This window comes from Janthinobacterium sp. 17J80-10, from assembly GCF_004114795.1.
Classification (GTDB): Bacteria; Pseudomonadota; Gammaproteobacteria; order Burkholderiales; family Burkholderiaceae_D; genus Paucimonas.
On record NZ_CP035311.1, the window covers coordinates 1428702 to 1454999 of the forward strand.

24 protein-coding genes and 1 other RNA gene are annotated in these 26298 nt (G+C 60.7%); 9 read left to right on the plus strand and 16 right to left on the minus strand.

Annotation, left to right across the window (positions count from 1 at the left end; all coding sequences use genetic code 11):
- Nucleotides 1–28 precede the first annotated feature (28 nt).
- From EKL02_RS06480 to trxA, 5 genes are all read right to left on the minus strand, one after another.
- Complete coding sequence (locus tag EKL02_RS06480; RefSeq protein ID WP_128901286.1) at nt 29–1390, minus strand: MATE family efflux transporter; 1362 nt, start codon at nt 1388–1390, stop codon at nt 29–31.
- Nucleotides 1391–1393: 3 nt separating this feature from the next.
- Nucleotides 1394–3103 (minus strand): glycosyltransferase, encoded by a 1710-nt coding sequence (locus EKL02_RS06485; protein ID WP_128901287.1) that lies wholly within the window; start codon nt 3101–3103, stop codon nt 1394–1396.
- A gap of 142 nt (nt 3104–3245) precedes the next feature.
- Nucleotides 3246–3512: a type B 50S ribosomal protein L31 gene (locus tag EKL02_RS06490; RefSeq protein ID WP_128901288.1), complete on the minus strand. Its 267-nt coding sequence runs from the start codon at nt 3510–3512 to the stop codon at nt 3246–3248.
- Between the two features lie 160 nt (nt 3513–3672).
- Nucleotides 3673–4938, minus strand: a complete 1266-nt coding sequence (gene rho, locus EKL02_RS06495) for a transcription termination factor Rho (protein ID WP_128901289.1) — start codon at nt 4936–4938, stop codon at nt 3673–3675.
- Between the two features lie 113 nt (nt 4939–5051).
- On the minus strand, nt 5052–5378 hold the full coding sequence (gene trxA, locus EKL02_RS06500; RefSeq protein WP_128901290.1) for a thioredoxin TrxA: 327 nt from the start codon (nt 5376–5378) through the stop codon (nt 5052–5054).
- 412 nt (nt 5379–5790) lie between these two features.
- Here trxA and EKL02_RS06505 point away from each other — a divergent pair, with 412 nt between their 5' ends.
- From EKL02_RS06505 to EKL02_RS06530, 6 genes are all read left to right on the plus strand, one after another.
- Entirely contained in the window at nt 5791–8229 is a 2439-nt protein-coding gene (locus EKL02_RS06505) for an EAL domain-containing protein (RefSeq protein ID WP_128901291.1), read from the plus strand.
- A gap of 7 nt (nt 8230–8236) precedes the next feature.
- Nucleotides 8237–8452, plus strand: a complete 216-nt coding sequence (locus tag EKL02_RS06510) for a DUF904 domain-containing protein (RefSeq protein ID WP_128901292.1) — start codon at nt 8237–8239, stop codon at nt 8450–8452.
- Nucleotides 8449–8760, plus strand: coding sequence for a cell division protein ZapA (locus tag EKL02_RS06515; protein WP_128901293.1), 312 nt, complete (start codon nt 8449–8451; stop codon nt 8758–8760). The genes EKL02_RS06510 and EKL02_RS06515 overlap by 4 nt, the downstream gene beginning before the upstream one ends.
- A 46-nt stretch (nt 8761–8806) precedes the next feature.
- Nucleotides 8807–8986, plus strand: a non-coding RNA gene (gene ssrS, locus EKL02_RS06520) — 6S RNA.
- A 122-nt stretch (nt 8987–9108) separates the two neighbouring features.
- Nucleotides 9109–9579 carry an EVE domain-containing protein gene (locus tag EKL02_RS06525; protein WP_128901294.1) on the plus strand — a complete coding sequence of 157 codons (471 nt, stop codon included), beginning with the start codon at nt 9109–9111 and terminating at the stop codon, nt 9577–9579.
- A gap of 21 nt (nt 9580–9600) precedes the next feature.
- The gene (locus EKL02_RS06530) at nt 9601–10404 is read left to right on the plus strand and encodes a sulfite exporter TauE/SafE family protein (RefSeq protein WP_128901295.1); all 804 of its coding nucleotides are present in this window, start codon (nt 9601–9603) and stop codon (nt 10402–10404) included.
- 3 nt (nt 10405–10407) lie between these two features.
- Here EKL02_RS06530 and EKL02_RS06535 read toward each other — a convergent pair whose 3' ends face one another.
- The 5 genes from EKL02_RS06535 to EKL02_RS06555 all read right to left on the minus strand — a co-directional run bounded on the left by EKL02_RS06535 (nt 10408) and on the right by EKL02_RS06555 (nt 14886).
- Nucleotides 10408–11931 (minus strand): malonyl-CoA synthase, encoded by a 1524-nt coding sequence (locus EKL02_RS06535; RefSeq protein WP_128901296.1) that lies wholly within the window; start codon nt 11929–11931, stop codon nt 10408–10410.
- A 23-nt stretch (nt 11932–11954) separates the two neighbouring features.
- The gene (locus EKL02_RS06540; protein WP_128901297.1) at nt 11955–12860 is read right to left on the minus strand and encodes a M48 family metallopeptidase; all 906 of its coding nucleotides are present in this window, start codon (nt 12858–12860) and stop codon (nt 11955–11957) included.
- 47 nt (nt 12861–12907) lie between these two features.
- Nucleotides 12908–13681: an enoyl-CoA hydratase-related protein gene (locus EKL02_RS06545; protein ID WP_128901298.1), complete on the minus strand. Its 774-nt coding sequence runs from the start codon at nt 13679–13681 to the stop codon at nt 12908–12910.
- A 16-nt stretch (nt 13682–13697) separates the two neighbouring features.
- On the minus strand, nt 13698–14513 hold the full coding sequence (lgt, locus tag EKL02_RS06550) for a prolipoprotein diacylglyceryl transferase (RefSeq protein ID WP_128901299.1): 816 nt from the start codon (nt 14511–14513) through the stop codon (nt 13698–13700).
- A 145-nt stretch (nt 14514–14658) separates the two neighbouring features.
- Nucleotides 14659–14886, minus strand: coding sequence for a TIGR04438 family Trp-rich protein (locus tag EKL02_RS06555; RefSeq protein WP_128901300.1), 228 nt, complete (start codon nt 14884–14886; stop codon nt 14659–14661).
- A 163-nt stretch (nt 14887–15049) separates the two neighbouring features.
- Here EKL02_RS06555 and EKL02_RS06560 point away from each other — a divergent pair, with 163 nt between their 5' ends.
- Nucleotides 15050–15358 carry a c-type cytochrome gene (locus EKL02_RS06560; RefSeq protein ID WP_128901301.1) on the plus strand — a complete coding sequence of 103 codons (309 nt, stop codon included), beginning with the start codon at nt 15050–15052 and terminating at the stop codon, nt 15356–15358.
- A gap of 156 nt (nt 15359–15514) precedes the next feature.
- Complete coding sequence (locus EKL02_RS06565) at nt 15515–19597, plus strand: Pls/PosA family non-ribosomal peptide synthetase (RefSeq protein ID WP_128901302.1); 4083 nt, start codon at nt 15515–15517, stop codon at nt 19595–19597.
- Between the two features lie 58 nt (nt 19598–19655).
- Here EKL02_RS06565 and EKL02_RS06570 read toward each other — a convergent pair whose 3' ends face one another.
- Entirely contained in the window at nt 19656–20801 is a 1146-nt protein-coding gene (locus tag EKL02_RS06570) for a branched-chain amino acid ABC transporter substrate-binding protein (RefSeq protein WP_128901303.1), read from the minus strand.
- A 141-nt stretch (nt 20802–20942) separates the two neighbouring features.
- On the opposite strand from EKL02_RS06570, the gene EKL02_RS06575 reads away from it, so the two are divergent.
- Complete coding sequence (locus tag EKL02_RS06575; RefSeq protein ID WP_128901304.1) at nt 20943–21092, plus strand: Lrp/AsnC family transcriptional regulator; 150 nt, start codon at nt 20943–20945, stop codon at nt 21090–21092.
- Here EKL02_RS06575 and EKL02_RS06580 read toward each other — a convergent pair.
- The 5 genes from EKL02_RS06580 to EKL02_RS06600 all read right to left on the minus strand — a co-directional run bounded on the left by EKL02_RS06580 (nt 21078) and on the right by EKL02_RS06600 (nt 26237).
- Entirely contained in the window at nt 21078–22397 is a 1320-nt protein-coding gene (locus tag EKL02_RS06580; RefSeq protein ID WP_128901305.1) for a D-amino acid dehydrogenase, read from the minus strand. The genes EKL02_RS06575 and EKL02_RS06580 overlap by 15 nt on opposite strands.
- A 136-nt stretch (nt 22398–22533) precedes the next feature.
- Nucleotides 22534–23076 carry a hypothetical protein gene (locus tag EKL02_RS06585; RefSeq protein ID WP_128901306.1) on the minus strand — a complete coding sequence of 181 codons (543 nt, stop codon included), beginning with the start codon at nt 23074–23076 and terminating at the stop codon, nt 22534–22536.
- 1 nt (nt 23077) lies between these two features.
- On the minus strand, nt 23078–23494 hold the full coding sequence (locus EKL02_RS06590; RefSeq protein ID WP_128901307.1) for a DNA polymerase III subunit chi: 417 nt from the start codon (nt 23492–23494) through the stop codon (nt 23078–23080).
- A 10-nt stretch (nt 23495–23504) separates the two neighbouring features.
- Nucleotides 23505–24137 carry a glutaredoxin family protein gene (locus EKL02_RS06595; RefSeq protein WP_128901308.1) on the minus strand — a complete coding sequence of 211 codons (633 nt, stop codon included), beginning with the start codon at nt 24135–24137 and terminating at the stop codon, nt 23505–23507.
- A gap of 30 nt (nt 24138–24167) precedes the next feature.
- Complete coding sequence (locus EKL02_RS06600) at nt 24168–26237, minus strand: M3 family metallopeptidase (protein ID WP_128901309.1); 2070 nt, start codon at nt 26235–26237, stop codon at nt 24168–24170.
- Nucleotides 26238–26298 lie beyond the last annotated feature (61 nt).

The following is a 26298-nucleotide window of genomic DNA, read 5'->3' on the forward strand; positions in this document are numbered from 1 at the left end:
TCACGCTGCGGCTGGCATGCGACCGGCTTTACCGCATTCTATTCTGCGCGCTGCGCAGATGCCACAGCAGGAAAATCGCCGCCAGCAACACGCTGGCGGTATTGCCCAGCCAAAAGCCGGCAGCACCCGCAGGCAAGAGCGGCGCCAGGCCCGCCAAGTCGAAGCCCAGCAGATAGCCGCCACCCAGGCCGACGCCCCAGAGCATCACCGCATAGATGGCGGTTGGCACCAGGGTGATCTTGTAAGCGCGCAGGACATAGCCGGCGCTGACCTGGAGCGCGTCAAAAAAGTGGTAAAAGCCGACAAAGGCAAAGAGCGGCATGGCGGCGGCGATGATGACAGGATCCGGCGTGTAGGCGCGTACGATCGCACCCTTGGCCAGCCAGACGGCGAAGGCGGCGGCCCCGGCGATGCCTGCCGCCAGCAGGATGCCGGTATTGCCGATGCGCCTGGCAGCCGCAGTATCCCGCGCGCCCAGCGCATGGGCAACCAGCGTGCCGGTGGCGCTGGCAATCGACAGGGGCACCATGTACAGCACGGTGGTGAAGTTGGCGGTGACCTGGTGGCCGGCGACGGCGGTTTCACCCAGGCGGGCGATGAACAATGCCATGAAAGTGAAGGCCGAGACTTCAATCAGGTAGCTCAGGCCCATCGGAATGCCGAGGCGCAGCAGGGTGCGCTGGGCATCCCAGCGCGGCGCGCCGAAGCCGGCGCCAAAGAGGCCGAATGCCCGGTAGGCGGGTGACCAGCGCAGCATGGCGCAGCCCGCCACCAGCGCCATCCAGGCGGTGATTGCGGTGGCCAGCGCACAGCCCGGGCCGCCCATTGCCGGCAAACCCAGCCCGCCGAAAATGAACAGGGCATTGAGCGGCACTTTCAGCGCCAGCGCGGCAACCTGGATCACCATGACCGCGCGCGGGCGGGCAATGGCATTATTGAAGGCGCCGTAGACCCGAAAACCGAGCGAGGCCGGCAGCGCCAGTGCCAGTATCTGGAGGTAGTTGCTGGCCTTGGCATTGAGTTCGGGCGAGGCTTGCGCCAGCCCCAGCAGCGGCTGGGGAAAGGCCAGGATCAGGCAGCCGCCGACAGTCAGAAACAGGGCCAGCCACACGCCCTGGCGGATTTCGGCGCCGATTGCCTCGAAGCGGCCGCCGCCATACAGCTGGCCGACGATCGGCGCCAGCGCGTACAGCACGCCATTGGCGCCGACGAACACGCTGATGTAAATGGAAACGGCAATCGACAGCGCCGCCAGGTCGGTTGCCGAGTAGCGCGATGTCATGGCAGTGTCGAGGACGCCATTGGCGATCACGGCCAGCTGGCCGACCAGGATCGGCCAGGCCAGCGCGGCGATCTGCGTTGCCGGACGCCGCGACACTTGCGTGTTCATTTTTTAGTCGCTACGTCGGTACAGGCGGAAACGTTCGTTGCGGTCGGCGGCGCGGTGGCCTTCCCAGACCAGCCGCCACTTTTGTCCGGCGCGTTCGATCTGCGCTTCGGCATTGCCGCGCACGCTACCAGGGAGCAGGAGGTAAGCACAGGGCGTGCGGTCCAGGCGATCGAAGGGAACCTTGCTGAAGTAGGCAAAGGAGGCGCGCTGGGCGGGCGTCACCGTGCTGGCGATGCAGCTTTGGGTGGGCAGCGCGGCAGCCATTTCGTGGGCGACGCCTGCATAGCTGCGCATATAGTTGCCCCAGGGAAGCCACAGCGTCATCAACAGCAGCCAGCACAGGATCACGCCACCGGAAGAGAGCACGACGGCGCGCCACAATACCGAGGGGCGGCGCGAAATGCGCCAGTGCACCAGCAGGATCCAGCCGATCGTGGCCAGCACCGCGATCAGCATGGCGAGCAGGTTGAATTCCGGCTTGAAGCCCGGCGCCAGCTTGAAGGCATTTTTGGCGAGCTGCGCGGGCCAGCCGGTCTGCTTGGCGATCCAGCCCAGCCAGATGAAGCCGGCGCAGGAAGTGAGGATCATCACCGAGAACCAGTCGACCGCATTGATGGCGCCGCGCTTCATGGTTGGCAGGCCGAAGGCCGCCAGCACTGCAAGCGGCGGCAAGAGCGGCAGCAGGGCGCCTTCGTCCGAACGCGGATACAGCAAGGCCAGGCCTGCCAGCATGATGCAAAAAACCAGCGGCAGGGCGATATGCAGCGGCAGCGATTGCTTGCGCCAGGCATAGACTGCCCATGCGGCATACGGCCATGCCGGCCAGGAAAACCAGATGCCGTTGGACAGCAGGTATTTCAAGGCGGGCCATTGCGGCAGGTTCAGGTGTTCGAGGTTCCAGGCGGTCCAGTCGGCGACGGGCGAGCTATCGAAGGGTTGCAGCCATTGCGCGGCGGCGGCCCAGGAGCCGCCCAGCAGGAGGGCAACAGGCAGGGTCAGGCCGAGCAGCTGCAAGGGTATTTTACGGCTGCGGGCGAGGTCGAGGACGACCAGTCCCAGCCATAGGGCCAGCGGCACCAGCCAGCCGCGTGTCAGCGCCAGCAGGCCCAGCACCGCACCCAGCAAAAGCGCCGCGCGGCTGGAACGGCTGTCGAAGTAACGCGCTGTCGCATACAGCGCCAGCGCCACCATCGCTACCTGCAAGGCATTGGCGCTGGAGGAATGGCTGTGCACCAGCAAGCCCAGGCAGCCGAGGTAGATCAGCAGCGCGCCATCGGCCAGGGTGCGGCCATAATCTTTCGGTTCCGGCTGGCCGCCAAAGGCCAGGCGCAACGGTTGCGCCTCGCTGCGGCGTCCCAGCAGGTAACCGCCATACCAGACTGCGGACGAGCCGAGCAGGAAGAACAGCACGGTGGCGATGCGCGCGGCCAGCGCGTCGCCAAACAGCCAGCCGAACAGTTGTATGCACACGGCGCCAATCCAGTAGGCCAGCGGGCCTTCCTGCGGCATCGGCAGGCCGGCGATGTGCGGCGAAAGCCAGTCTTGCCAGCCGCCATGGGCCATGGTCCACATGATGCCGAAGCCGGCGGCGTCCTCGTTTTTCCAGGGGTCGCGCCCGATCAGGCCGGACAGGATGTACAGCAGGCAAAGCAGGAACAAGCCCCAGCGCGGCAGCGCGTTGGTTGCAGAGGCAGGCAGGCGGACGGGCTTCATGGGGCGTGGGCGATTTACTTGTTGTTATGCAGCGCGCAATCGGCGCAGAATCAGGCGTATTGTGCCGCAAAGTACTGGCGGGTCGCCATGGCGGCATAAAAAAAGGCAGCCGCAGCTGCCTTTTTTGCTGGAAGCGGCTTGATCAGCCAGCGACCTGGGTCTTGGAACCGACCGAACCGAATTTCTTGCGGAACTTGTCGACGCGACCGGCGGTGTCGACGATCTTGTGCTTGCCGGTGTAGAACGGGTGCGATTCTGCCGAGACTTCAATCTTCACCAGGGGATAGTCCTTGCCTTCGAAATTGATGGTTTCGCGGGTGTGGATGGTCGAACGGGTGACGAACTTGAAATCGCAGGAGAGGTCGTGGAAAACGACTTCGCGGTAATCCGGGTGAATGCCTTGTTTCATGGTTTTTCTCTCTGAATGTTTGGTAGCCAATCGCCACTTCGGCGGTCGTACTGCTTCTTGACCCGATTGTCGATCACTTGCCAGTTGGTAAAGCACAAAATTATACAATGAAATCAGCGGCTTGCGCCAGAACCGCAAAAAGCGCAAGCCGAATGCGGGTTTAGCTGCCGCCGCGACGCATCATGTCGAAGAATTCGGCATTGTTCTTGGTCGCCTTCATCTTGTCGAGGATGAATTCCATCGCTTCGATTTCATCCATGCCGTACAGCAACTTGCGCAAAATCCAGATTTTTTGCAGCTGGTCCGGCTTGATGAGCAATTCCTCGCGGCGGGTGCCGGACTTGTTCAGGTTGATGGCCGGATAGACACGCTTTTCGGCCAGGCGACGCTCCAGGTGCACTTCCATGTTGCCGGTGCCCTTGAATTCTTCGTAGATCACGTCATCCATGCGGCTGCCGGTTTCGATCAGGGCAGTGGCGATGATGGTCAGCGAGCCGCCTTCCTCGATATTGCGCGCGGCGCCGAAGAAGCGCTTCGGGCGCTGCAATGCATTGGCGTCGACGCCGCCGGTCAGCACCTTGCCGGAGGCAGGGATCACGGTATTGTAGGCGCGCGCCAGGCGGGTGATCGAGTCCAGCAGGATCACCACGTCTTTTTTCATTTCCACCAGGCGCTTGGCTTTTTCCAGCACCATTTCGGCAACCTGCACGTGGCGCGTGGCGGGCTCGTCAAACGTCGATGCCACGACTTCGCCGCGCACCGAGCGCTGCATTTCAGTGACTTCTTCCGGGCGCTCGTCGATGAGCAGCACGATCAGCGTGGTGTCCGGATGGTTGGTGGTGATGGCATGCGCGATATGCTGCAGCATCACCGATTTGCCGGACTTCGGCGACGCCACCAGCAGGCCGCGCTGGCCGCGGCCGATCGGCGCGATCATGTCGATGATGCGGCCAGTCGTGTTTTCCTCGCCGCGCATGTCGCGTTCGAGATTCATCACCCGGTTCGGGTGCAGCGGCGTCAGGTTTTCAAACAGAATCTTGTGTTTCGAGGCTTCGGGCGATTCGCCGTTGACCTTGTCCACCTTCACCAGGGCGAAGTAGCGTTCGCCATCCTTCGGGGTGCGCACTTCGCCTTCGATCGAGTCGCCGGTGTGCAGGTTGAAGCGGCGGATCTGCGACGGCGAGATGTAGATGTCGTCGGTGGAGGCCATGTAGCTGGCGTCGGGCGAGCGCAGGAAGCCGAAGCCGTCGGGCAAGACTTCAAGTACGCCGTCGCCGAAAATCTGTTCGCCGGTCTTGGCGCGTTTTTTCAGAATGGCGAACATCAGTTCCTGCTTGCGCAGGCGCGCCGCATTGTCGATTTCCAGGCCGATGGCCATATCGAGAAGGGCGGAAACGTGTAACGCCTTGAGTTCAGATAAATGCATAGTGTGTATCCCGGGATGGGAAGGTGATGGGTGGGGGAGGGGACTGCGTGGTGTGATTCGGTTTGTTAAATCAGCAGCGATGCGGGCGCATCGCTGCCGGGTATCACTGGCTATTAAATATTACTATCGAGGAATGCGGTCAACTGGCCTTTGGCCAGGGCGCCAACCTTTTGCGCTGCCGGTTCGCCGTTCTTGAACAGGATCAGCGTCGGGATGCCGCGAATGCCGAACTTGGCAGGCACTGCCTGGTTGGCATCGACGTCCATCTTGGCGATCTGCACCTTGCCGGCGTATTCATTGGCGACTTCCTCCAGGATCGGCGCGATCATCTTGCAGGGACCACACCATTCGGCCCAGAAATCGACCAGCACGGGTTTGTCGGACTTCAGGACGTCCGCTTCGAAGGAGGCATCGGAAATGTATTTGATATTGTCGCTCATGGTTTCCTCGATATGAGGGGAAAAAAGAATTATTTTGCGCCCGGCAACCAGATTTCGCCGGAGTGTGCCTGCAACGCAGCCGGATTACAACAACGAAATGGGGACGTCTTGCGAGAATTCAAACCGTTTGGAGATCCAGCAAGAGGTAATGCGGCGGGAGATTCAATAAATCATAACCTATTTTCATGGGATGTGTGCACTTGCACTGCATTTTTCACAATGTTAAGCATAAAAGACGGGATGCAACAGGAGAAATCCCAAAAAATCGCGCGATAAGCGCTGTTACAGCTCGTTACAGCAAACGCGGAGCGCAGGAATAGAATAAGAATACAATAATAAAAAAACAATCAATTCCACGGGGGAGCCACCTGCCCGACGGTGTCGGCGCGAATGACAAGGCCAGAATCCAGACATGTACGTTCGCAACAACTTTTTTACGATACGTTTTCGCCTGGCGCTGATTATCCTTTTGGCGGCCTTGCCGGCCGCCGGCTTGTTCATTTTTGAAAGCTGGAATGCGTACAAGCGCGGCTATGCCGAAGCAGGCAAGAACCTGCTCGAGCTGGCGCAGCTTGCCGCCGGAAACGAACGCAATATCGTGCAGGGGGTCCAGGATTTGCTGACAGCCATCAGCGAAGCGCCGTTCATCAAGAGTCATGACATGCTCGCGTGTAACAACTACCTGGGAAAAATAGGGCGGCGCTACCCGCATTACCAGGCCTTTTCCATCATCGACATGAAAGGCAATATCGTTTGCACCGGCAAACCTGGCAAGGCGCTGATCAGCGTGGTCGACCGTCCGTATTTTGAGCTGGTAACGCAGGAAAAAAGGTTTGTCGCCGCCGGCTACCTGACCAATCGTGTCACGAATATTCCGTCGGTTGCCTTCATCATGCCGATTCTTGAAGCGGGCGGGGCGCGCGACCGCGTCGTCGGCATGGTGGCGACCGCCGTGCGCATGGAAGCGTTCGCCTCGCTCACGCATGGGCTCGGGGTGCCCATGGGCGCCAGGGTTTCCATCGTCGACCACCAGGGTATCGTGCTGGCGACCGAGTCGGGAAGGCAAGCCGAAATCGGCAAGCAGATTGCATCCGATACCCTGCGTGCCAGCATGTTTTCCGGCAAGCCGCACCTGATCGAAGCCGATGATACGGATGGCGTTGCGCGCCTGTTTGCCATCGCACCGGCAATACATGAAGGGCGCGCCGTATTCTATGCCATCATCGGACTGGACCGGCATAGCCTGGCAGCGCCTGCGCTCAAGTCCCTGTCGCTCAACCTGGGCGCCCTGTTTTCACTGGCGCTGCTCTCGCTGATCGGCACCTGGGTTGCCAGCAAGCGGCTGTTGATCCGGCCGGTCAACCAGCTCATCGATGCGGCGCAGGAAGTCGCCAAGGGCAACCTGCAGGCGCGCACCCGCCTGGAAGACACCTCTGGCGAGATTGGCGAACTGGCGCATCACTTCGATAACATGACCGAGGCGCTGGCACGGCGCGACAGGGAAATGCGCGCCAGCAGCCAATATATCGACTATCTTGCACATCACGATGAGCTAACCAAATTGCCCAACCGGCGATTCTTGCACAAGCGCCTGGCACAATGCCTGGAAGAATCCAGGAAGGCAGGCACGCTCCTTGCCGTCCTGTTCATCGATCTCGACCGCTTTCGCATCATCAACGATTCGCTGGGCCACGCGGCCGGCGACATGCTGCTGATGGATGTGGCGCATCGCCTGAAGGAATGCGTGGAAGTCAAGGACATGGTGGCGCACCTGGGCAGCGATGAATTCGTTTGCGTGCTGACGCGACTGGGTTCTTCCCAGCAGGCGGCCGCAATCGCAGACAATATCCGGGCGCATCTTTGCCAGGAATACATGGTGGCGAACCAGAAGGTGACGCTGGGCGCAAGTATTGGCGCCTGCCTGTGCCCGCCCGACTGCCAGGATGCCCCGACCGCAGTCAAGTATGCGGAAGTGGCGATGCGCAGCGCCAAGGAGACCAGCTGCGGCGTGCAGTTTTTTTCGCGCGAAATCAATGCCGGGGCCATCAATCGCCTGACCCTGGAAAACGAATTGCGCAAGGCAATGCACCTGAAGGAATTCACGCTGTATTACCAGCCGCAAATCGAACTTGCCACCAACCGGGTGATCGGTGCCGAAACCCTGATCCGCTGGCAGCATCCGGAAAAAGGCTTGCTCTCGCCGGTCAGCTTCATCGCTTTAGCGGAAGAAACCCGCCTGATCCTGGAAATCGGCGCCTGGACCCTCGATACCGCCTGCATGCAAAGCCGCGCTTGGCAGGATGCAGGTTTGCAGCCCATACAGGTGGCGGTCAATGTCTCGGCACATCAGTTCCGCCAGCCGGGGTTTGCCGGCCTGGTGGCCCAGGCGCTGCAACACAGCAGCTTACCTGCCAGCATGCTGGAGCTCGAAGTCACGGAAAGCGTCTTGCTCAATGATGTCAACAAGAACCTGGGCTTGCTGCGGGAAATGGGCGTCTGCCTTTCCATCGACGATTTTGGTACGGGCTATTCCAGTCTCAGTTATCTGAAGGATTTGCCGATCGATAAGCTCAAGATCGACCAGTCGTTCATTCGCAATATCATGGAAATTCCGGATAACCAGGCAATTACGCGCGCCATCATCGGGCTGGCGAAAATGCTGGACCTCAAGGTGCTGGCAGAAGGCGTGGATAGTGCGCAAGCCTGCGAATTCCTGCGCGAACTCGGGTGCGACCAGATCCAGGGCTATTATTTCGGCCGGCCGATGCCAGCCGAGCAGTTTGCATTATTGTTGAAAAAAAACGCCCAAGTCCTTGAATCTATTGACGGCAATTCGCTTGCACCACTATAGTGGTGGGATGATTTCCGATTTTCAACAACTTTCTGCAAAAGTCAGCGAACTGGCAGCCCAGGCGCAATCCTTGCGCTTGGAAAATACCGTTTTGCGCCAGGCCGCGGTCGTGCTCGCGGCGGAAAATGCCGAGCTGACCCGCAGAATGGAAGAAGCCCACCAGCGACTGGCGACTTTGCTCGAAAGTATTCCTGCGTTGGTGCAAGACGAGGAATCCGCATGACCCAGCTTGATGTTGTCATCATGGGCCAGACCTACAAGCTGGCCTGCAAGGAAGGCGAGGAGGCGACTTTGCTCCAGGCCGTCGCCTACCTGGATGAAAAAATGTGCGTGATCCGCGATGCCGGCAAGATCAAGGGTAATGACCGTATTGCCGTCATGGCGGCGCTGGGCATTGCCGCGGAATTCCTGTCCACCCGCTCGCCGGATGGCCCCTTGTCTGGCATGAGCCTGGCCGAGGTCAAGGCCCAGATTGTCGCCATGCATACCGTGATCGACAGTGCCCTGACTCCACAGGAAAATCTTTTTTAATCTTCCCCAAAAGTGTTTGACAAGCCGCCCAGTTCAGGTAGACTCAAGTCTCCTGCCGTGTTCGCGATTGTCATATATTCCTTGAACCATTTTTGTGCATAGGCTGCGGAATTTCGTTCGATGGGCGTGATCATCGCTAGTCCGATGAACCCGAAATTGAACTAACTGTGGCCAACTTGAACCTCGTGGTTCAGGATGCCGGCAAAGCGGCACAGGCGGGTCTTTATTCCAGAGCGGTTGCATGCAAATGCAACCGTTTTTTTTTATCCTACAAATTGCGGGAAAGAGTTTGCGAGCCAATCTTGGCGAGTTACTCTGTCCCCAACACCATATATCTAATATCGGTAAATGCAGTACTGGTTGATGAAATCCGAGCCGGACGAAGTGAGCGTCGACGATGCGCTTGCCGCGCCGGAAAAAACGATCGCCTGGACCGGCGTGCGCAATTACCAGGCGCGCAATTTCATGCGCGACGCCATGCGTATCGGCGACGGCATCCTTTTCTACCATTCCAGTTGTGCCGAGCCTGGCATTGCCGGCCTTGCCGAAGTGGCCAGCACGCCTTATCCCGATCCCACCCAGTTCGACCCGGCCAGCAAGTATTACGACGCCAAGGCAACGCCGCAAGCGCCGCGCTGGATGCTGGTGGATGTGCGCGCCATTCAAAAGACGCCGCTGATCCCGCTGGCAACCTTGCGGACCGAGGAGGCGTTGGCCGACATGGTCATCTTGCAGCGCGGCAGCCGCCTGTCGATCACGCCGGTCACCCCGGCGCAGTGGCGTTTCATTACCGGGCACCTCATGCCTTCTAGTTTCTAACCTGAATTACGAGAATAATTAATGGATCTTGGATTGATTGTTGCGCTGCTGGCGCTGGGGGCCTTTGTCGGATTCGCGGCCGGCTTGCTGGGGATCGGCGGGGGCATGCTGCAGGTGCCGTTCATGACTTATATCCTGGCAACGCAGGGTTTCGCGCCTGAATATACGGTCCACGTCGCCATTGCCACTTCGCTGGCGACCATCATGTTTACGTCCTTGTCGTCGGTGCGCGCGCACCACAAGCGCGGCGCCGTGCTCTGGCCGGTGGTGGCGCTCTTGGCACCCGGCATCCTGATCGGCTCCTGGATCGGTCCCTGGCTTGGCGCGCAAATGAATTCTGCGGCGCTGGCGGCTTTCTTTGCCGTTTTCGTCGCGCTATCGGCGACCCAGATGCTGATTGACAAGAAGCCGGCTGCGGCGCGCGAATTGCCCAAGGCGCCGGGCATGTTTGCCGCCGGTGGCGTCATCGGCACGCTGGCCGGCCTGGTGGGGGCCGGCGGCGGCTTCATTTCGGTGCCATTCATGACCTGGTGTAACGTGAAGATCCATAACGCCGTCGCCACCAGCGCCGCGCTGGGCTTTCCAATCGCGCTCGCCGGCACACTGTCGAACGTGTTCCATGGCTGGAATGCCCCCGGCTTGCCGGCCGGCTCGCTGGGGTTCGTGTATCTGCCGGCACTGGTGGTGATTGCGGCCGCCAGCGTGATGACCGCGCCGCTGGGCGCCCTGACGGCGCACAGCCTGCCAGTCAAGACCCTGAAGAAAGTCTTTGCAGTGGTGCTGTACGTCTTGGCCGCCTACATGGCCTACCACGCCTTCCGGTAAGCCTTAACCGTCCTTGAACTGTTCGCGCAAGACGTTTTTCTGTACCTTGCCCATGGTATTGCGCGGCAGGTCGGCGACGAAATGCACGCGCTTGGGCACCTTGAAGTTGGCGATCTTCGACTTCAGCGCGGCGACGACTGCCGACTCCTGCAGCTGCGCGCCAGGACGGGTGACGACCACTGCGGTCACGGCTTCGCCAAAATCCGGGTGCGGCACGCCGATCACGGCGGACTCGACCACGCCGTCGATTTCATCGATGAAGGATTCGATTTCCTTGGGATAGACGTTGTACCCGCCGGAAATAATCAGATCCTTGCTGCGGCCGACGATGGACAGGTAGCCGTGGCTGTCGAGCTTGCCGACGTCGCCGGTCTTGAAATAGCCATCGGCGGTAAATTCTTCCGCGGTTTTTTCCGGCATGCGCCAGTAGCCATGGAAAACATTCGGCCCCTTGACCTGGATATCGCCGATCTCGTCGACCGCGCATGGCGCAAGTTCGCCGGCCGGCGAGCCCTTGACCACGCGGATGTCTACCCCTGGCAGCGGCAGGCCGACGGTGCCGCCGACGCGTTCGCCATCGTAGGGGTTGGACGCCTGCATGGTGGTTTCGCTCATGCCGTAGCGTTCCAGGATGGTGTGGCCGGTGCGTTGCGCAAATTCCCTGAAGGTTTCCATCAATAGCGGCGCCGAGCCGGAGATGAACAGGCGCATGTTGGCGCAGGCTTCGCGGTCAAAGCCAGGTTCGGCCAGCAGGCGCACATAATAGGTCGGCACGCCCATGAAGACCGTCGTGCGCTTCAGGTGCCGCAGGATTTCTGCGGCATCGAACTTCGGCAGGAAAATCATCTTGCTGCCGTTGAGCAGGGCGCCGTGCGAAGCCACGAACAGGCCATGCACATGAAACAGCGGCAGCGCATGCAGCAGCACGTCGCCTTCCTGCCAGTGCCAGTACTCGTGCAGCACCAGTGCGTTGGAGGCCAGGTTGTCGTGGCTGAGCATGGCGCCCTTGCTGCGCCCGGTGGTGCCCGAGGTATACAGGATTGCCGCCATGTCGTCAGGCAGCTTGCGCACGGTGGCGAAGCTGTCAGGGAAGTGGTTGGCGCGTTCCAGCAGGGTGCCGTCGCGCGCCTCGCCAAGGGTAAAGACGTGCTTCGTGCCGGACTGGAAGGCGATCTTGGAAACCCAGCCAAAATTGCCCGGCGCGCACACCACCACGGCTGGCTCGGCATCGTCGATGAAATACTCGATTTCGGCGGCGCGGTAAGCGGTGTTAAGCGGCAGATAGACGTACCCTGCCTGCAGCGTTGCCAGATACAGGATCAGCGCCTCCGCCGATTTTTCGACCTGCACCGCGATGCGCGCATCCGGCGGCAATCCGAGGCTTGCCAGCAGGTTGGCCATCTTGGCGGTGGCGCGCTCGACGTCGCGCCAGGAATAGTACAGTCCGTCGTGGGTTTCAATGGCGCAGGCGGATTTGTCTTGCGGGAAGCGCGATTCGAACAGGGCGTAGAGGTTGGCGTTTTGCATGGCTGATAAAAAACGGTGAGTAACTATTTGGGTTTCCTGGTTGGGCGCTTGGCGGCTGTCGCAGCCGCCGGCGCTGGCGGCGGGGCACCTGCCTCGCTGGCCGGTGGCAGCGGCTCGGGCCTGTGAGCCGCCTGGTACAGCGGCAGGACCTTGGGCAGCAGGGCGCTGATTTCGTCGATGCGGGTAGCCGGCGCCGGATGGGTCGAAAGGAATTGCGGCGGGCTCTTTTCTCCGGATTCCGCCGCCATCTTCTTCCACAGGCCGATCGCCGCGGCTGGGTCGTAGCCTGCGCGTGCGGCCAGCTCCAGGCCGACCGCATCGGCCTCGCTTTCATTCTGCCGCGAGTTGGGCAGCGTATACAGGTAGTGGGCGAACTGGTTGGCCAGCGCAATCTGGTTGCTGTTGTTGGTGGCGGCCAGCGCCACGCCAGTCAGCATGTTTTGCGCATAGGCTTGCGAAATCCGCTCGCGGCCGTGCTCGCGCAGGGCATGGGCGATTTCATGCCCCATGATGGCGGCGATTTCATCGTCGGTCAGCGCCAGCTTGCGCACGATGCCGGTGTAGAAGGTGATCTTGCCGCCGGGTGCGCAGGTAGCGTTGATTACCGGCGCATCGATCAGGGTGAGCTGCCATTTCCAGTCGCGCGTGTCTTCGCGGAAGATCTCGACATGCTGGCGCAGGCGCAAGGCAATGCGCTCCAGGCGCTCGTATTCCGGCCCCGAGGTGATCAGCTGGCCGTCGTCCCTGGCCTTCTGGTTTTGCTGCGCATAACTGACCAGCGCCATTTTTTCGACGGTGGCTGCCGGCACCATCAGGAATTGCTGGCGCGTGATGCCGACAACGCCCGGTTTGGTTGAGGAGGCGCAGGCCAGGAGCAGGCAGGCAAGTGCAGCGGCAGACGCGCGAGATAACGTTTTTTTTATTTGCATCGGGCTTTCCATTTTTTCCCTGATGTAAGCGCGATGGCGCACTTTTCTTATTTTCCGGTGAAGGCCGGCGTGCCCTTGTTCAGGAAAGATTGCACGCCTTCGTGATAATCCTGCGAACCCAGGATGGCGAAGGCCGCGCCATATTCCTGCTCGCTCAAGGGGCTTGCCTGCGCTGTCAGCCTGCGTATCAGTTGCTTGTGCAGCCGTGCAGCCAGAGGCGCGCCGCGGGCAATGCGTTGGGCGCTCGCTTGCGCCTCGTCCGGCACATTATCGACGACACGGTGCAGCAAGCCTTTTTGCTGTGCTTCGGCCGCCGCGAATATCCGCCCTTCCAGCAGGATTTCGAGCGCCGTGGCGCCGCCGACGAGTTGCAGCAGGCGGCGCAACTCGTCCGGCGCCAGCGCAAAACCCAGGCGGTTGATCGGGATGCCGAAGCGCGCATCCGGCGCGGCGATGCGCAAGTCGCAGGCGCACGCAATCTCCAGTCCGCCGCCGACGCAAACGCCCTCGATGGCGGCAATGGTCGGGTGCAGGCAGTCACCGATCGCATCCAGCGCGTGCGCAATGGTGTCGCGATGATAGGCAATGCCCTGTTCCATGGTGCCGCGTTGCGCCGGGAATTCCTCGATGTCGGCGCCGGCGGCGAAGTTGCCCTGCTCGCCGCGCACGATCACGCAGCGCAGTTGCTCCTCCTGCGACAGCTGCGTAAAGAGTTTTGCCAGGGCATCCCACATGGCAATGCTGATGGCGTTGAGCTTGCCGGGATTGGATAGCGTCACCGTGGCAATGGCGCCGCTGGTCACGAGGCGAATTTCTGACATGTCAAGTTCCGGCGGTTCAGCCCGGCATTGCCGCTGCGCTGCGCGGATTGCGGTAGGCAAGCACCAGCAGCAGGATGCCCAGTGCAATCATCGGCAGCGATAGCATCTGGCCGGCGGAGATCGACATGCCGGCGAAACCGACTTCATAATCCGGCGTGCGGAAGTATTCCGTAAAAAAGCGCGCGCAGCCATACAGCAGCGAGAACATGCCGGAAACCGCCATGGTCGGGCGCGGTTTGCGGGCGAACAGCCACAGAATGACAAACAGCAGCACGCCATCGACGGCGGCCTGGTAGAGCGGCGAGGGGTGGCGCGGCAGGTTGTCGACGTTCGGCCAGATCATCGCCCAGGGCAGCGTCGCGTCGGCAACGCGCCCCGGCAATTCCGCATTGATGAAATTGCCGATGCGGCCGAAAGCGTATCCCAGCGGGACCATCGGGGCGATGAAGTCCAGCACCTCCCACCAGTTGCGGTGCACCTTGCGGCACCACAGCCACATGGCCACCAGGACGCCGAGAAAACCGCCATGGAAGGACATGCCGCCTTTCCAGACGGCGAAAATTTCCAGCGGATGGGAAAGGTAATAGGCCGGATGGTAAAACAGCACTTCACCCAGGCGGCCACCCAAGACAACCCCGAGCACGCCAAAGAACAGCATGTCGTCCAGGTCTTCCTTTTTCCAGCCGGCGGCAGCGATGTGCGGCTGACGCATGCGCAGGCGGCCCAGAAGGATGAACTGGGCGAACGCGGCCAGGTACATCAGGCCATACCAGCGGATATCCAGCGGGCCGAGCGAAAAGGCGATCGGGTCGGGTAGCGGGTGAGTCAGCATGGTTTCCACTTTCGTTTTCTGAATTGCCACGAATTGTGGCACAACTCCCGATGCTATTCCAACCATGGCAGTGCCGTCGGCGTGCCGGGCAGCGTAAAAGCAAAAAGGCCGGAACCGGCCTTTTTTACTGCATGCTTGTGGAGGATTAGCGCTTTTTTGTGTCGAACGCTTTCTTGACCCGTTCCTGGCGTTGTTTTTCCAGTTGCTCGTGCGCGTTGCGCTTATCCAGGCCGAAGATCCTTTCGAGAAATTCAAACCAGATGAATGCCACCCCAAACAAGCCAATGATCCACCACCAGGACAGATTTTCGACGAAGCTCACTTCGAAATATTTCAGGGCCGATAGCACAACGATAAGAATGATAATGGGCATGATGTTCTCCTTGCCACAAAGCATATAAGGGAAAACCCCCTGCGGTCAATGTCGGTGTCAACCGAGTTGGATTTGTACCGTTGTTACTCGTTGTTACTACAAAGGATGTATAGTTATCCGCCGTACGGATTACAATGTTTGTGTTCTTTAAATGGAGAGAATCATGAAGGTTTCCCTGTTATTGGGTGGCGTTGCGCTGGCGCTGGCATCCAACATGGCCCTGGCCAATGCTGACCTGGCAAAAGCCAAAAACTGCATGGCGTGCCATGCCGTCGCCAACAAGATCATCGGCCCCGGCTTCAAGGAAGTCGCCGCCAAGTACGCCGGCCAGAAAGATGCCGAAGACAAGCTGGTGAAAAAGGTCCAGAAGGGCGGCAGCGGCGTCTGGGGCACGGCAGTCATGCCGGCCAACCCCCAAGTCACCGAGGCGGAAGCCCGCACGCTGGTCAAGTGGGTCCTGGCGCAGAAGTAATCGTCCAGCATGGTTTTGCCAAAAAAAGCGCTCGATCGAGTGCTTTTTTTATATGTTTTTAAAATGACATAAAGACACTCGGCGACGTGTTCATCTTTCCATTCATAAGCGGGGGATTCCCCTCGACCAGGTTCCTTTTTCTGCGGTAAATTTTTCATGTCCATTGTTTCGGCCGAGAGTACCGGTATTGCCCGTCTGTCTTCAGCATCAGATCAAGACAGGGATGTCTTGCCAGACATTGTCGTTGGGCCAGCACGCGCTGACTTGGTCTGCGACGAGGTTCTTGCCAGCCTCTTCGAGGCGACCGCATCCCGTATCCCCGATAAGGTGGCATTGATTTGCAGCGACCGGCAATTGACTTATCAGGCGCTGAACCAGCAGGCGGACCAGGTCGCCTCGGGGCTGATCAGCGCCGGCGTGCGGCCGGGTCAAATTGTCGGTTTATGGTTGCCACGAGGCATTGATTTGCTGGTGATGCAACTTGGCATCGCCAAGGCTGGCGCGGCGTGGCTGCCATTTGACGCCGACGTGCCCGTTGAGCGTATTGGCGTGTGTCTGGACGATGCCGAGGCAGTCGGCATCGTCACGTGCGCCGCGTTCGCAGCGCACCTGCCACCTGCCGGTCATTGCCTCTGGAGTGCAGAAGAGTTGCTCGTGCCGGCCCTGCCTTTGCGTCGACGCGAAGGGCTGCTGGCATCGCATCCGGCCTACGTCATTTATACCTCCGGATCGACAGGCAAGCCCAAGGGCATCGCGATCAGCCAGGCCAGTATCAGCCACTTTCTCCGCAGCGAGAATGCCATGCTTGGCGTATGTGAAAGCGACCGGGTATATCAGGGCTTTTCAGCTGCGTTCGACATGTCTTTCGAGGAGATCTGGATCAGCTATTTGGTCGGCGCGACGCTGTGGATCGCCCCGAAGGAGGTGGCGACCGATCCTGAAGTCTTGCCGCATGCCCTGGTCGAAAACGACATTACGGTCATTCACACAGTGCCGACCCTGCTGGCCCTGTTCAATCACGACGTGCAATGCCTGCGCCTGATCAACCTGGGCGGCGAGATGTGCCCGGCACCCCTGGTTGCCCGCTGGGCAAGGCCTGGCCGCCAGGTGTTCAATACGTATGGCCCGACCGAGGCGACGGTTTCGGCAAGTCTTGCCGAACTTCATGCGCACCAACCGGTCACCATCGGCCGGCCGTTGCCGAACTATGGCATGCTGGTCATCGATACGTCGACTGAAAACGGCCTTGTGCTCCTGCCGCGCGGGGAGGTCGGAGAGTTATGCATCACGGGGCCGGGGGTCGCTGACGGCTATCTCGGCCGCCCGGAACTGACCGCCGAAAAATTTCTTCCCAATCCCTGGGCAACCCACGCTCACGACCGGCGTCTGTACCGGACTGGCGACCTGGCGCGCATCGGGCCCGATGGCTGCGTGGAGTGCCTTGGCCGCACCGATGACCAGGTCAAGATTCGCGGGTTTCGGGTGGAACTTGGGGAAATTGAAGCCGTGCTGGCCCGGCAGCCGGGAATCGGCACTGTCGCCGTGGTGCTGCGCCAGCAGGACGGCATCGACCAGCTGGTGGCCTTTTTTGTTGCCGAAGGTGGCGCAGCGCCATCCGGCATGGCCTTGCGGGCAGCGCTGGCGGCCTCGCTGCCATCCTACATGGTGCCCGGCTGCTTCGAGCAGCTTGTGGAAATGCCGCGCCTGCTCTCAGGGAAGATCGACCGCAAGGCGCTGCGGGCGCGTCCGCTTGCGATCGTTGCCGAAGCAGGTAATTCCGACGTGCCGCAGACGCCCGCCGAACAAGCCCTGTTTTCCGCGCTGGGGAAGCTGTTTCCCGGCCAGCCCCTTGTTGGCACCGCCGATTTCTTTTTCGATCTCGGCGGCCATTCCTTGCTGGCGGCACGCCTGGTGTCGACGCTGCGCACCGATTCACGCTTTGCCCACATCACGGTTCGCGATGTTTATCAGCAAAGGACTATCGGCGGCATCGCCGAAGTTCTGGGTAACACCGCTGCCCCGGTTTCGGCGGCAGACACCGACTGGCAGCCGCCTTCGGCTTTCCGGCGCTGGCGCTGCGGTATTGCCCAGGCAGCAGCGCTGCCTGGCTTGGTGGCATTGCGCATGGCGCAGTGGCTTACGCCATTCTTCGCTTACCATTTTTTTACCGGTGAGCCTGGTGATTCAATCGCATTTGCCGTGCTGATTTCGGTGGCGGCATTCGTCCTGACCACGCTGCTGGAGTTTGCGATCGCCATTGGCGGCAAATGGCTCATCGCCGGACGACTCAAGCCGGGGAGTTACCCGCTCTGGGGGCTGACATACTATCGATGGTGGCTCGCGGATCGCCTGGTCGAATCTGCGCCGACCTATCTCCTGAACGGGTCGTCGATGTATATCTGGTGGTTGCGCGCACTTGGCGCCAAAATCGGCAGGGAGGTCGTCATCGGCTCGATCACCCTGCGTGCCCCGGACTTGCTCAGTATCGGCGACGGCGCAAGCATCGGCAATGCGGTTAACCTGGAAAACGCCCGCGTCGAGCATGGTGTGCTAAGGATCGGGGCCATCGACATTGGCCGCGAGGCCTGCATAGGATCTTGTGCCGTCCTCGAAGGTAATACGGCGCTCGGCGAGTACGGGCATCTCGAAGGCCAGTCAGCACTCGGTGACGGCGCCGCCCTGCCTGCGCGCAGAATATGGAAAGGCTCGCCTGCGCGCGACATCGGCTCTTTCGATCCTTCGTCACATCCTGCGCGGCCAGTCGTTTCACGCGGGCGGCACCTGGTCGAAGCGGTATATTTCATGGCCGGCGCGACGCTGATTACGACCTTGTTTTTCTTGCCGGTGTTTCCGAGTTTTATGCTGATCGACTGGATCGACAATGTCGATCGTTTCCCTGCATTGCAAAGCACTAACTTCGGATTTCAGCTCGCAAAATATTTTATCCTGGCGTTTCCGGCGACGGCGCTGATGATCGTCTGTACGGCCTTGTTGTCGGCCCTTATCCGCTGGACGGCCCTGCCACGGCTTAAACCAGGTAGCTGGCCAGTTCATAGCAACCGCTACTGCGCCAAGTGGCTGGTCAACCAGATCCAGGAAGCCAGCCTGCAGGTGCTGCATGGCGTGTATGCCACCATATACGCGCCTTTCTGGTACCGGTTGCTCGGCGCCAAAGTGGGGCGCGGCGCAGAGATCTCCACGGCGCTGGGCCTGGTGCCGGACATGCTGACACTGGGCGAGGATACCTTCATTGCCGATGCCGTCATGCTGGGCGACGAGCATATCGATGCGGGCTGGATGTCAGTGCAGCCGACGGTCATTTCGCGCCGCAGTTTCATCGGTAATGGCGCGTATGTTCCCGACGGCACGATCGTGCCGGAAAACGTTCTAATCGGCGTGCATTCCTTTGTGCCAGAGAATGGCCGCATGCAAAGTGGCGATACCTGGCTGGGTACGCCGGCGATCAACTTGCCGGCACGAGAGCAGACCAGCGGGTTTCCCGAGGCGCTGACGTACCGGCCGTCGCACCTGCGCCGCATCGGGCGCGGCCTGATTGAAGCTTTCCGCATCATTGCGCCCCATGCCATTGTCATTGCCGTCGGCTACACGATTGTCCTGAACGTCATGCCGCTTGCCGGCGCCGGGCAATGGGCTGAGGTAATCGCCAGCCTTACCATCGATGGCTTGCTCTACGGCCTCGGCACCTTTGTTTTCATCGTTGCGCTGAAATGGCTGCTCATGCGGCGCTATCGCAAGTGCAGCGTGCCCATGTGGACGCCGTTTGTCTGGTTATCAGAGGCGGTGACCAACATGTATGAAGGCATTGCCGTGCCAAATTTCATGCGCTACCTGCGCGGCACTCCCTGGCTGCCGCTCGCCTTCAACATGCTGGGTAGCCGCATTGGCAAGGGCGTCTACCTGGACACCACCGATGTGACTGAGTTCGATTGCGTGACGATTGGCGAGTACAGCGAAATCAATGCGCTGGCTTGCCCGCAGACGCACCTGTTCGAGGATCGCGTGATGAAAATCGACCACGTCGTCATTGGCCGGCGCGTCTACATGGGGCCGCGCAGTGCCGTTCTCTACAGCGCAACAATTGCAGACGATGTGAGACTGGGAGCGCTCACGCTGGTCATGAAAGGGGAATTCATTCCGGCGGCATCGAGCTGGAACGGCTGCCCGGCGGCGCCTGCGGAAGGGGCGACTGCCAGCGCCCGCGCCGGTTGCATGCAATAAAAAAGCGCCCGCATCCAAAGATGCGGGCGCCCGGGAACAGGAGCGGATTGACTGGCTGTTATTTGACTACGGCGATCTTTTCCTTCTTGCCGGCCTTGTAGGTGAACAAGGTCAGCGCGCCATCCTTCAGGTCGCCCTTGGCATCGAATTCGATCTTGCCGCTGACGCCTTCATGCTTGATCTTGGCGAGCACGGGAAGATACTTGGCGGGGTCGGCCGAGTCGGCCTTTTGCATGGCGGCAGCCATGGTCATGGTGGCGTCATACACGTACGGTGCATACAGTTGCACGTTCTGGTTGAATTTCTTCTGGTAGCGTTCGACGAAGGCATTCATCACTTTTTCCTGTTCGCCCGTCACGCCGCCGGCTTCGGCGCAGATTACCTGGCCATCGCTCATGCCGTCGCCGGCAAGCCTGGCAAGCTCGGCAGTGCAGATGCCGTCGCCGCCCATCATCTTGGCATTGATGCCGAGCTGCTTCATCTGGCGCAGCATCGGGCCAGCCACATTGTCCATGCCGCCAAAGAACACAACGTCGGGCTTCTTGGCCTTGATGGCTGTCAGGATCGCCAGGAAATCGGTGGCCTTGTCTGTCGTATATTGTTGCGAGGCGACCTTGCCGCCGGCCGCCTTGACGGCCTTGGCGAATTCGGTGGCGACGCCTTCGCCATAGGCGGTACGGTCATCGATCACGGCGATGCTCTTGGCCTTCAGGGTGTTGACGGCGTACTTGCCCAGCGAGCCGCCCAGTTGGCCGTCGTTGGCAACCACGCGGAAAGTGGTCTTGTAGCCTTGCTGGGTGTATTTCGGATTGGTGGCCGAGGGGGAGATTTGCGGGATGCCGGCTTCAGCGTAGATTTTCGATGCAGGAATCGTGGTGCCCGAATTCAGGTGGCCGATGACGCCATTGACCTTGGCATCGACCAGCTTTTGCGCGACGGCTGTGCCTTGTTTCGGGTCGGCCGCATCGTCTTCTGCCTGCAACTGGAACTTCACTTTCTTGCCGCCGATGGTAATGCCCTTGGCGTTCAGGTCGTCAATCGCCAGGATGGCGCCATTGGTATTGTCACGGCCAAAGTGCGCCTGGCCGCCCGACATCGGCGAGACATGGCCGATCTTGATGACGGTTTCCTGGGCAAATGCCGAACCGGTAAAAGCGAATGCGATCGCAGCAGACAGCGGGACCAAACCTGATTTGCATTGCATAAAGACTCTCCTGGGGGGTGAATGGGGCCGACGGGCGAAAATACGTGCCCACGTGCAAAAAGGTACAGCATTCAGCCTCTTACGAAAAGATTTTTTGTGGCATTTTTTAACATTTTTTCGCGTTTTATGCCCAGGTTCTGCATGCTCGACAAGGCCGACTGGAAGTTACTGACCCTGCTGCAGAAGGATAACCGGATCGCGCCCGGGGTTTGGGCGGAAAAGCTGCCTGTTTCGCAGCCAACCTGCCTGCGCGGGCGGGCAAGCGATGTCCGGCTTTCAGCTCGCGCCTGACGAAACCTGCGCCGAGACAATCGCTGGCCGCTGGCGCGGCAAGCCGGTGAAGGCAAAATTCACGTCCGGCATCCGTCCCGAAACGATTTCGGCGATGGCCTTGCCCGAGCCGCAGCCCATCGTCCAGCCCAGCGTGCCGTGGCCGGTATTGAGGAACAGGTTGGGGTAGCGGGTCTTGCCGATATAGGGCACGTTGGACGGGGTCAGGGGGCGCAGTCCGGTCCAGTATGCCGGATTGCCGTAATCGCAAGCGGTGGGGAACAGTTCGCGCGTGCGCCGCGTGATGGCTTCGCAGCGGGTCGTGTTCAGTTCCCTTGTATAGCCGTTCAGTTCGCAGGTGCCGGCCACGCGCAAGCGGTCGCCCAGGCGCGAGATCACCAGCTTGTGGCCGTCGTCGGTCAGCGAGACCGAGGGCGCCGACGTCGGATCGGTCACCTGGAAAGTTGCCGAATACCCCTTGCCCGGATAAATCATCAGGTCGACACCGAGCGGCTTCAGGAGCGCTACCGAAAAGCTGCCCATCGCCATGACGAACGCGTCGGCGCGCAAGACGCGGTGGCGGCCGTGGCCATCGATGACTTCCACACCTGAAATGCGCGCCGCGGCGCCCGCACCCTCGGTCAGCAGGCGGGTGACGGTGGTGTTGAACTGGAAATCGACGCCGGCTTCTGCCGATTTGGCCGCCAGGCCGGTGGTGAATTTATAGACATCGCCCGATTCATCGGTGGCGGTGAAGTCGCCGCCGACAATCTTGCCGCGGCTGGCAGCCAGCGCCGGCTCGATGCGGACCACTTCATCGGCGCTGATCGTCTCGCGCGGGCAGCCAAGATCGCGTATAAGCTTTGCCGCCGGCTGCGCTTCCTCGAATTCCTGCTGGTTGGTGTAAAAATGCAGGATGCCCCTGGTCAGGCAATCGTAATCGACGCCGGTCTCGGCGCGCACGGACTGCAGGGTCTGGCGGCTGTATTCGGCGATGGCGACAATCTGGCGGATATTGTCACTGGTGCGGGCCGGCGTGCATTCGCGCAGGAAGTTCAGGCCCCAGCGCCACTGCAGCCATTCCGGGCGGAAGCGATAAAGCAGGGGGGCATCTTCCTGGCCCAGCCATTTGAAGATTTTCAGTGGCGCGCGGGGATTGGCCCAGGGCTCGGCGTGCGAGACGGAAATCTGGCAACCGTTGGCAAAGCTGGTTTCCTGGGCTGCGCCGGGCTGACGCTCCAGCACCGTGACTTCATGCCCGGCTTTTTGCAGGAACCACGCGGAAGCGGTGCCGACGATTCCTGCGCCGAGGACGATGACTTTCATGGCGATCTCCGTGTACTAATACAGAGATTGTAGAAACAGAACGGTTTTTTTGGCATTCAAAACAGCGGTGGAAATATTTAAAAACAAACAAAAAATTTTCAGATTGTTTGAAAATAAAAAAAATTTTCTGAATTATTTATTTTTTTGTCGTCTGCAGTCTTGAAATTTCCTGCGCAACAGCCCGCGCCACGATGTCGGTCAGCGTGTCGTGCAAGCCGCGCTTGATTTCCGCCGCCAGGGTGTCGATCGCGCTATCGACCACATCGGTCAAGGTATTGCGAACCCGATGGTCGAGCACGAAATCGATACGGCCCAGCACCTGGCGCGTGATGCGTTCGCGCAGTTCTTTTTCGAGGTCGCCCAGTTCGCTGTTTTTCCAGGGCGAGGGCGCTTGCGTTTCGCTTGCGCCACCGGCGCTGGCGGCGACAGGCGCAGCGGGCGGGACGTCGTGCCTGACTTCGGCAAGCACCGCTGCGGAAGAGGGCGCAGAGGCTGGCATGGAAAAAGCCGCTCGTGCCGGAACGCCGGCGGGCGGCGCGGTCTGGACCAAGGCCGGCGGAGTGACTGCCGCCTCAGGCGGACTGGCTTTGATGACCGGAAGGACTGGTTCGGGCGCAGCCTGCGGACCGATGACTTCGGTCAGGATCGGGATGCCCTGGTCGGACGGCGGAGTATTCATGCTATGCGGCGACGAAATGATTCAATTGGTAACCCTGACCCAGGTAATACTTGTAACGCACCCGGCCCGCCGCGGCATCGGTATCTGCGGCGGCGACAATCTCGATCAGGCGTTCAAAACGCGCAAAATTGGCTGGCGGTGTGCCGGACAGGTTGATCAGGATCTGGTGATGCGGCAATTCGGCATTGTCGTCAGCCGTCAGGATGACCGGGGTTTGCGCTGCCAGCGCATCGCCGGCTTGCACATGCGGCACGAATTCGTCGGCTGAAAAAGTCCAGAGGGCGGCGTCGAGCGCCGCCAGGTCCTGGCGATCCGCTTTCAGCACGATCTTGCTGTCGGCTGCCCGTGCCTTGCGCACCAGACGGCAGGCAAAGTGAAATTTGTCAGGAACGTTGCTGTGAAAATCGATGCGCGTCATGGCCGAGCGCTTAAAAACGGAATCCCGGCGGGGCATTGCCAACGGCGGGCGGGGCGCTGGTGGCCGGCGTTTCCGCACCATTGGCGCTTGCCTGCCCGCGCTGTGCGGCTTTTTCGATCTTTGCCTTGGGCGCGGCTGCTTCCGCTGCCGGCTGGCGGTAAGTCTTGGGCAACGTGCTGGTCTGGGGGTAGCCGGCGGCTGACAATGTCGCGCCCCAGGCACCGGACTCGAAACCGGTATGCTTGTCGCGGCCGATCGTTACTGCTGGCAGGCGCGACTCGCTGACGGCCTGTTTGAGGCGGGCGATATCGTCGTTGGTTGTGACCGTCTTTTCGGCAAATGGCACGCCGCGCTGCTTGAGATAGCTGCGTGCCTCTTCGCAAGGCTCACACTTGTCGCCGGTATAGAGCGTCACCGGATGGTTGCGCACTGCCTGCGCCAGTTCGTAGGGCAGGCCGGCGGCGCTGGCGCCGCCGGCGGCGCTGGCGATGTCCTTCTGCTCGACCTGCTTGGCGGTTTTTGGCGGCGGCACATCGCTGTAAGTGATCTTGCCGTCAGGACCTACCCACTTGTACAGCTGGGCATGGGCCGCGCCGGCAGCGAGCAGCATTGTCAGGACAAGAACAGATGCGGTGGAATTCATTAAGCCTCCTTGATTCGCCTTGTTTTTTTATTACGCGCTCATGCCATTATGCCGCAACAGCGCATCGATATTCGGTTCCCTGCCGCGGAAAGCCATGAACGATTCCAGGGCAGGGCGCGAGCCGCCCATGGCCAGCACTTCCTGGGAAAACTTCAGGCCGGCTTCGCTCGACAGGATGTTGCCGGTGGCTTCGCTGGCTTCCTCGAACATGCTGTAGGCGTCTGCGGACAGGACTTCGGCCCACTTGTAGCTATAGTAACCTGCCGAATAGCCGCCGGCAAAGATATGGCCGAAGGAGTGTTGGAAACGGTTGAATGCCGGCGGAATGATGACCGCCACGCGCTGGCGCAATTCGGTCAGCATGTCCTGCACGCTTTTGCCGCCATTCGGGTCGTAGTCGTAGTGCAGGTGCATGTCGAACAGCGAAAACTCGACCTGGCGCAGCATCTGCAGGCCGGACTGGAAGTTTTTCGCGGCGACCATCTTGTCGTACAGCGCGCGCGGCAGTGGCGCGCCGGTGTCCATGTGCGCCGTCATGTGCTGCAACACTTCCCATTCCCAGCAAAAGTTTTCCATGAATTGCGATGGCAATTCGACAGCATCCCACTCGACGCCGGCAATGCCGGATACGCTCAGGTCGTCGACTTCGGTCAGCATGTGGTGCAGGCCGTGGCCGAATTCATGGAACAGGGTGATGACTTCGTCATGGGTGAACAGCGCCGGGCGCTCGCGGCCATCGACCGTGACGGGTTCGCTGAAATTGCAGGTCAGGTAAGCCACCGGCGTCTGGATGCGGTCGGCCAGCCTGCGCCGGCCGCGCGCGTCATCCATCCAGGCGCCGCCGCGCTTGCCGTTGCGGGCGTACAGGTCGAGGTAGAACTGGCCCAGCAGCTCGCCATCCCGCTCGATGCGGAAGAACTTCACATCCTTGTGCCAGACCGCGGCGCTGTCGGGCTTGATGTCCACGGCGAACAGGCTTTGCACCACGCGGAACAGGCCTTCGATGACTTTCGGCTCGGGGAAGTATTCCTTCACTTCCTGCTCGGAAAAGGCGTAGCGCTTCTCGCGCAGCTTTTCCGAGGCATAGGCCATGTCCCAGGCTTCGAGCTGGGCCAGGCCGAGTTCATCCCTGGCGAAGCTGCGCAGCTCGGCCAGGTCCTTTTCGGCGAAGGGACGGGCGCGTTGCGCCAGGTCTTCCAGGAAGCCGATCACGTGCTGCGGCGACTCCGCCATTTTCGGCACCAGCGAGACTTCGGCAAAGTTGCCGTACTCCAGCAGGGCGGCTTCCTCGGCGCGCAGCTTCAGGAGGTCGACGATATTTTGCGTATTGTCCCACTCGGGTTTGGCGCCGAGTTCGGAGGCCTTGGTAGCGTTGGCGCGGTAGATGGTTTCGCGCAGGGCACGGTTGTCAGCGTACTGCAGCAGCGGGAAGTAGGACGGGAAGTGCAGGCTGAACTTGTAGCCGGCTTTGCCATCCTTTTCGGCAGCGGTGCGCGCGGCCTGCTTCACGTCATCGGGCAGGCCCGCCAAGTCCGCTTCGCTGTCGACGAAGAGGGCATAGTCATTGGTGGCGTCCAGCACGTTTTCGGAAAAGCGCGTGGAAATGACGGCATGCTTTTCCTGGATTTCGGCAAAACGCGGCTTCTTGTCCTCGGCAAGTTCGGCGCCGCCCAGGCGAAAGTCGCGCACGGCATTTTCAATGATTTTCTGGCGTGCCGGCGACAGGCGGGCAAAACCGGCGCTGGCCTGCAATGCCTTGTATTTTTCGAACAGGGCCAGGTTTTGCGCCAGCGCAGTCCAGAACTCGGTGACCTTCGGCTGGTTTTCATTGTAGGCCGCGCGCAGCTCCGGGGTGTCGACCACGGCGTTGAGGTGGCCGACCACGCCCCAGGCCCGCCCCAGCATTTCCGTGGCGTTTTCCAGGGGTTCGACGAAGTTTTCCCAGCTTACCTCCGCAACCGGTGCTTCCAGTTGCGCCACCACGGCGCGGTTTTGCTCCAGCAAGGCGTCGATGGCAGGGGTGACATGCTCAGGCTGGATTGCTTCGAAGCGGGGCAAGTCGGAAAAATCGAGCAGTGGGTTTGCAGTGGTGGCGCTCATGGTGTGTGCTTTCAATTTCAAAGAGTGTTGGGGACAGAGTAACTCGACGCACTGTGGTACT

Excerpts from the sequence above, each read along its gene's own strand:
- EKL02_RS06555 (WP_128901300.1), bottom strand. The coding sequence starts at position 14,886 with ATGCCCATTATCATTCTTATCGTTGTGCTATCGGCCCTGAAATATTTC.
- rho (WP_128901289.1), bottom strand. The coding sequence starts at position 4,938 with ATGCATTTATCTGAACTCAAGGCGTTACACGTTTCCGCCCTTCTCGAT.
- trxA (WP_128901290.1), bottom strand. The coding sequence starts at position 5,378 with ATGAGCGACAATATCAAATACATTTCCGATGCCTCCTTCGAAGCGGAC.
- EKL02_RS06570 (WP_128901303.1), bottom strand. The coding sequence starts at position 20,801 with ATGCAATGCAAATCAGGTTTGGTCCCGCTGTCTGCTGCGATCGCATTC.
- EKL02_RS06515 (WP_128901293.1), top strand. The coding sequence starts at position 8,449 with ATGACCCAGCTTGATGTTGTCATCATGGGCCAGACCTACAAGCTGGCC.
- EKL02_RS06510 (WP_128901292.1), top strand. The coding sequence starts at position 8,237 with ATGATTTCCGATTTTCAACAACTTTCTGCAAAAGTCAGCGAACTGGCA.
- EKL02_RS06535 (WP_128901296.1), bottom strand. The coding sequence starts at position 11,931 with ATGCAAAACGCCAACCTCTACGCCCTGTTCGAATCGCGCTTCCCGCAA.
- EKL02_RS06590 (WP_128901307.1), bottom strand. The coding sequence starts at position 23,494 with ATGACGCGCATCGATTTTCACAGCAACGTTCCTGACAAATTTCACTTT.
- EKL02_RS06565 (WP_128901302.1), top strand. The coding sequence starts at position 15,515 with ATGTCCATTGTTTCGGCCGAGAGTACCGGTATTGCCCGTCTGTCTTCA.
- EKL02_RS06575 (WP_128901304.1), top strand. The coding sequence starts at position 20,943 with ATGCTCGACAAGGCCGACTGGAAGTTACTGACCCTGCTGCAGAAGGAT.
- EKL02_RS06545 (WP_128901298.1), bottom strand. The coding sequence starts at position 13,681 with ATGTCAGAAATTCGCCTCGTGACCAGCGGCGCCATTGCCACGGTGACG.
- EKL02_RS06560 (WP_128901301.1), top strand. The coding sequence starts at position 15,050 with ATGAAGGTTTCCCTGTTATTGGGTGGCGTTGCGCTGGCGCTGGCATCC.
- EKL02_RS06485 (WP_128901287.1), bottom strand. The coding sequence starts at position 3,103 with ATGAAGCCCGTCCGCCTGCCTGCCTCTGCAACCAACGCGCTGCCGCGC.
- EKL02_RS06505 (WP_128901291.1), top strand. The coding sequence starts at position 5,791 with ATGTACGTTCGCAACAACTTTTTTACGATACGTTTTCGCCTGGCGCTG.
- EKL02_RS06580 (WP_128901305.1), bottom strand. The coding sequence starts at position 22,397 with ATGAAAGTCATCGTCCTCGGCGCAGGAATCGTCGGCACCGCTTCCGCG.
- EKL02_RS06530 (WP_128901295.1), top strand. The coding sequence starts at position 9,601 with ATGGATCTTGGATTGATTGTTGCGCTGCTGGCGCTGGGGGCCTTTGTC.
- EKL02_RS06490 (WP_128901288.1), bottom strand. The coding sequence starts at position 3,512 with ATGAAACAAGGCATTCACCCGGATTACCGCGAAGTCGTTTTCCACGAC.
- EKL02_RS06595 (WP_128901308.1), bottom strand. The coding sequence starts at position 24,137 with ATGAATTCCACCGCATCTGTTCTTGTCCTGACAATGCTGCTCGCTGCC.
- EKL02_RS06480 (WP_128901286.1), bottom strand. The coding sequence starts at position 1,390 with ATGAACACGCAAGTGTCGCGGCGTCCGGCAACGCAGATCGCCGCGCTG.
- EKL02_RS06540 (WP_128901297.1), bottom strand. The coding sequence starts at position 12,860 with ATGCAAATAAAAAAAACGTTATCTCGCGCGTCTGCCGCTGCACTTGCC.
- lgt (WP_128901299.1), bottom strand. The coding sequence starts at position 14,513 with ATGCTGACTCACCCGCTACCCGACCCGATCGCCTTTTCGCTCGGCCCG.
- EKL02_RS06585 (WP_128901306.1), bottom strand. The coding sequence starts at position 23,076 with ATGAATACTCCGCCGTCCGACCAGGGCATCCCGATCCTGACCGAAGTC.
- EKL02_RS06525 (WP_128901294.1), top strand. The coding sequence starts at position 9,109 with ATGCAGTACTGGTTGATGAAATCCGAGCCGGACGAAGTGAGCGTCGAC.
- EKL02_RS06600 (WP_128901309.1), bottom strand. The coding sequence starts at position 26,237 with ATGAGCGCCACCACTGCAAACCCACTGCTCGATTTTTCCGACTTGCCC.